General features: G+C 49.7%; 3 protein-coding genes. All 3 read right to left on the reverse strand.

The features are described 5' to 3' along the window. Window positions 1-526 (reverse strand): methylenetetrahydrofolate--tRNA-(uracil(54)-C(5))-methyltransferase (FADH(2)-oxidizing) TrmFO (gene trmFO, locus AQR02_RS34295; RefSeq protein ID WP_245237456.1); only part of this gene is annotated, 526 nt, incomplete at its 3' end. A 23-nt stretch (window positions 527-549) separates the two neighbouring features. Continuing rightward, a complete protein-coding gene (gene topA / locus AQR02_RS14510; protein WP_054941089.1) occupies window positions 550-2,646 on the reverse strand; it encodes a type I DNA topoisomerase in 2,097 nt (698 codons plus the stop codon). Window positions 2,647-2,763: 117 nt separating this feature from the next. After that, the gene (gene dprA / locus AQR02_RS14515; RefSeq protein WP_054941090.1) at window positions 2,764-3,882 is read right to left on the reverse strand and encodes a DNA-processing protein DprA; all 1,119 of its coding nucleotides are present in this window, start codon (window positions 3,880-3,882) and stop codon (window positions 2,764-2,766) included. Window positions 3,883-3,927 lie beyond the last annotated feature (45 nt).

Raw genomic sequence — 3,927 nt, forward strand, 5'->3', positions numbered from 1 at the left:
TCATGTCGATAGTATCCTTCTCCACAATCGGTGCTGCAGCATCATAGAAGTAGAAGTATTCTTCACCCAATAAAGCCTTTATCTCAGCAGATAATGCCGGAGAAGTCAGAGGTCCTGTCGCGATGACAACAATCCCATCCTCCGGTATATGCGTCAGTTCTTCATTTATGACTTCCACAAGCGGATGTTCGTGCAAGGTCCGGGTGATCTCACCAGAGAAACCGTCCCGGTCAACTGCAAGTGCTCCGCCCGCAGGAACTGCATGACGGTCAGCAGCGCCAAGGACAAGCGAGTTCAGCCGCCGCATCTCTTCCTTTAACACGCCCACTGCATTTCCCAGCCCATTTGCCCGGAGCGAGTTGCTGCATACCAGTTCGGCAAATTGATTAGTGTGATGAGCAGGTGTTTTTACTACGGGTCTCATTTCATATAATCTGACCGGTACCCCGCTTGAGGCAATTTGCCAGGCAGCCTCGCTGCCGGCGAGGCCCGCTCCTATTACTGTTACTTTAGCTGTTTCTGTCAATTTCCTTTCCTCCTGAAAACTATTTATTCTGCTAATTCTTCGCCCTCAAGTACAGCCTCAGTGTGATCGCAAGAGGTACATTGCAGCTTCGTGCCTTGCTTGTTGCGCTTCTCCACCATCCAAGAGCCGCAAACTGGACATGGTTTAAGGGAAGGACGATCCCAGGAGACGAAGTCGCAGCCAGGGTACTGATCACAACCATAGAATACGCGTCCTTTCTTGCTGCGACGCTCGACGACCTTACCTTCATGACACTTCGGACAGCTGACTCCGATGTCCTTCACAATCGGCTTCGTATTGCGGCAGTCAGGGAATCCTGAGCAGGCCAGGAACTTCCCGAACCGTCCCAGCTTATAAACCATCGGCTTCCCACATTTCTCGCAAAGCTCATCGGACACTTCATCTTCAATCTCAATCTCTTTCATTTCTTCTTCAGCAAACAGCAGGCGCTTCTCAAAAGATTCATAAAATCCGGCCAATACTTTTACCCAATCCTCCGCGCCCTCTTCCACATGGTCAAGATCCCCTTCCATGTGCGCTGTAAATTCCACATCGAGAATTTCCGGGAAGAATTGTTCCATTTGCTCTATAATCAGCTCGCCCAGCTCAGTAGGCATAAATTTCTTCTCTTCAATCGCTACGTATCCACGTTTCTGGATCGTCTCCAGTGTAGGTGCATACGTACTCGGGCGGCCAATACCCAACTCTTCCAGTGTTTTGACCAGACGTGCTTCGGTATATCGCGGCGGCGGCTGGGTGAAATGCTGCTTAGGCTCAATGTCCTGCTTCACCAGTTCATCCCCGGCTTTCAGCGGCGGCAAGAACTTCTCTTCGTCAGTCGTCCCGTCATCATTTCCTTCCACATACACCTTCATAAATCCAGGGAAAGAAACTTTGGAGCCGACAGCTCTGAAGATCGCCGTTCCTGCTGTGATATCCACGGAGAGTGTATCAAGAAGTGCAGAGGACATTTGACTGGAGACGAACCGCTCCCAGATCAGTTTATATAAGCGGAATTGATCACGGCTCATGAACTCTTTGACCATCTCAGGTTCGCGCAGTGCCGAGGTTGGACGAATCGCTTCATGCGCATCCTGGGCACCTGCAGCTTTCTTGGAATACTGGCGGGGGGATTCCGGAATAAACTTTTCTCCGTACTTGGCCAAAATCAGTTCCTTGGCTTCTTCCTGAGCGGTAGCGGAAAGACGAGTGGAGTCGGTACGCATGTAGGTGATCAAACCGACCGTGCCTTCCTTGCCAAGCTCTACGCCTTCATACAGCTGCTGAGCCACAGACATGGTTTTGGCAGCACGAAAGCCCAGCTTGCGGGCCGCTTCCTGCTGAAGTGAGCTTGTGGTAAACGGTGCCGAAGGATGTCGCTGTCTTTCCTTCTCCTTCACTTCGCGCACCTTGAAATCAGCATTTTTAATGGCTTCCAGTACTTCCTGAACATCGCTTTCCCGGCCCAGCTCTTTCTTTTCACCATTCAGCTTGTGAAACTTGGCTTCAAAGACGGAATCCCGGATGCCTAGCTTTGCGGTAATACTCCAATATTCAGTCGGTTCAAACGCGGAGATTTCATTCTCGCGGTCCATGATAATCTTAACAGCAACCGATTGGACCCGGCCGGCCGACAAGCCCTTTTTGACTTTCTTCCATAATAGTGGACTGATTTTATAACCGACAAGCCGGTCCAGAATCCGCCGGGCCTGCTGCGCGTTAACCAAATCCATATTAATTTTGCGGGGGGTCTTAAAAGCATCCTTTACAGCCTGCTTCGTGATCTCATTGAAAACAACCCGGCATTCCTCTGTGTTATCCAAATCCAGCGCATGCGCCAGATGCCAGGCAATGGCTTCACCTTCGCGGTCCGGGTCAGCTGCCAGATAGACTTTTTTCACTTTTTTTCTGGCATCTTTAAGTTCCTTGAGAATCGATCCCTTACCGCGAATCGTGATATATTTGGGACTGAAGTCATTCTCTACCTCGACGCCAATCTGGCTCTTCGGCAGATCTCTGATATGTCCCATAGAAGCCTTTACAATATATTTACTGCCTAGATATTTGCCGATTGTCTTCGCTTTTGCCGGCGATTCGACAATGACTAGTGTATCTGCCATAGGTTGTTCCTCCTAAAAGTATTGTGAGCATTTGCTTCCTTGAAATAGACATCCTTCAAATCTTGCTCCGAAGCATACACTCTTCTTGAAAATACGCTTAAATCTGTTCCTTCTATATTAAATTACCTTATAAATTGCACCCGGCAATTGTGTTACCGCTTTTTTTATGATTAAAGATAACAGAACTGAATGCAAATGTCCAAAATCCCACCTTGTTCTAAACAGCAGCTCATCCAGACTAAACGGGCCTTGATGCAGTATATGGTATAGGTGAGACTCCTCACTTGTCAATTTCTTTTCGGTCAGCCCATCCCTATTCCCCTGCTCAAAAAGGATGTTTCCGCTCTCTCTGTCAGCCTTTACAGGTATAAAAGAAATATATTCTTCTACAATATCTTCTGCAGAGGTTACAAGTTTTGCCCCTTGTTTGATCAGGTCAAGCGCTCCGCGGCTTTTGGGAGAAGTAACCGGTCCGGGAACCGCAAACACATCCCTTCCTGCTTCCAGGGCAGCATCAGCTGTGATTAAGGAACCGCTGCGGGAGTCAGCTTCGACAACCAGCGTCCCTAAGGTCAGTCCGGCGATAATCCGGTTGCGCTGCGGGAACAGGCCCGGATGACTCGGAGTGCCTAACGGATACTCACTGAGCACCAGCCCTTTTTGTGAAATCTCCCGCTCCAGCTCCCTGTTCTCGGGCGGATAGACTTTATCGAGTCCAGTAGCAACTACAGCGACTGTAATGCCGCCGCAGGCTAATGCCGCTTCATGACACACGCTGTCGATTCCCCGGGCCAGTCCGCTAACTACCGTAATCCCGGCTGCACTCAGCTGCTCAGATAGCATCTCTCCTACTTTGCGTCCATAGGCAGTCGGCACACGTGTACCCACCATCGCTATTGCAGGACGGGAAGCATATTCCAGAGACCCCCGGTAATAAAGCACCCAGGGCGGCTGTGCTGTTTCCTTCAGCATAGCAGGGTATTGCTCATCCAGAACAGTTACCATGGCTACTCCGCTTTCTTCCATTAAAAGACGGCGTTTATGAATCCATTCCGCATCAAACGATTCAGCCAGCCGCTGTGCAATTTTTGCCGGTAATCCGGCCTTTTGCCAATCTTCCGGACTACAGACAAACGCTTGCTCCGTCAAAAACCCTGCCTGGCGAATTCTGTCGATGCTTTTCCAGCCGATCCCCTCCACTTCATTCAGTCCAAATAATAAGTCACGTGTTTTCATATGTATTCTCTCCCTTAGGATGGAAGGGTCAGCCTTCCCTATTTT

The sequence above is a fragment of the Paenibacillus ihuae genome (genome assembly GCF_001368795.1).
Lineage (GTDB): Bacteria > Bacillota > Bacilli > Paenibacillales > Paenibacillaceae > Paenibacillus_AQ > Paenibacillus_AQ ihuae.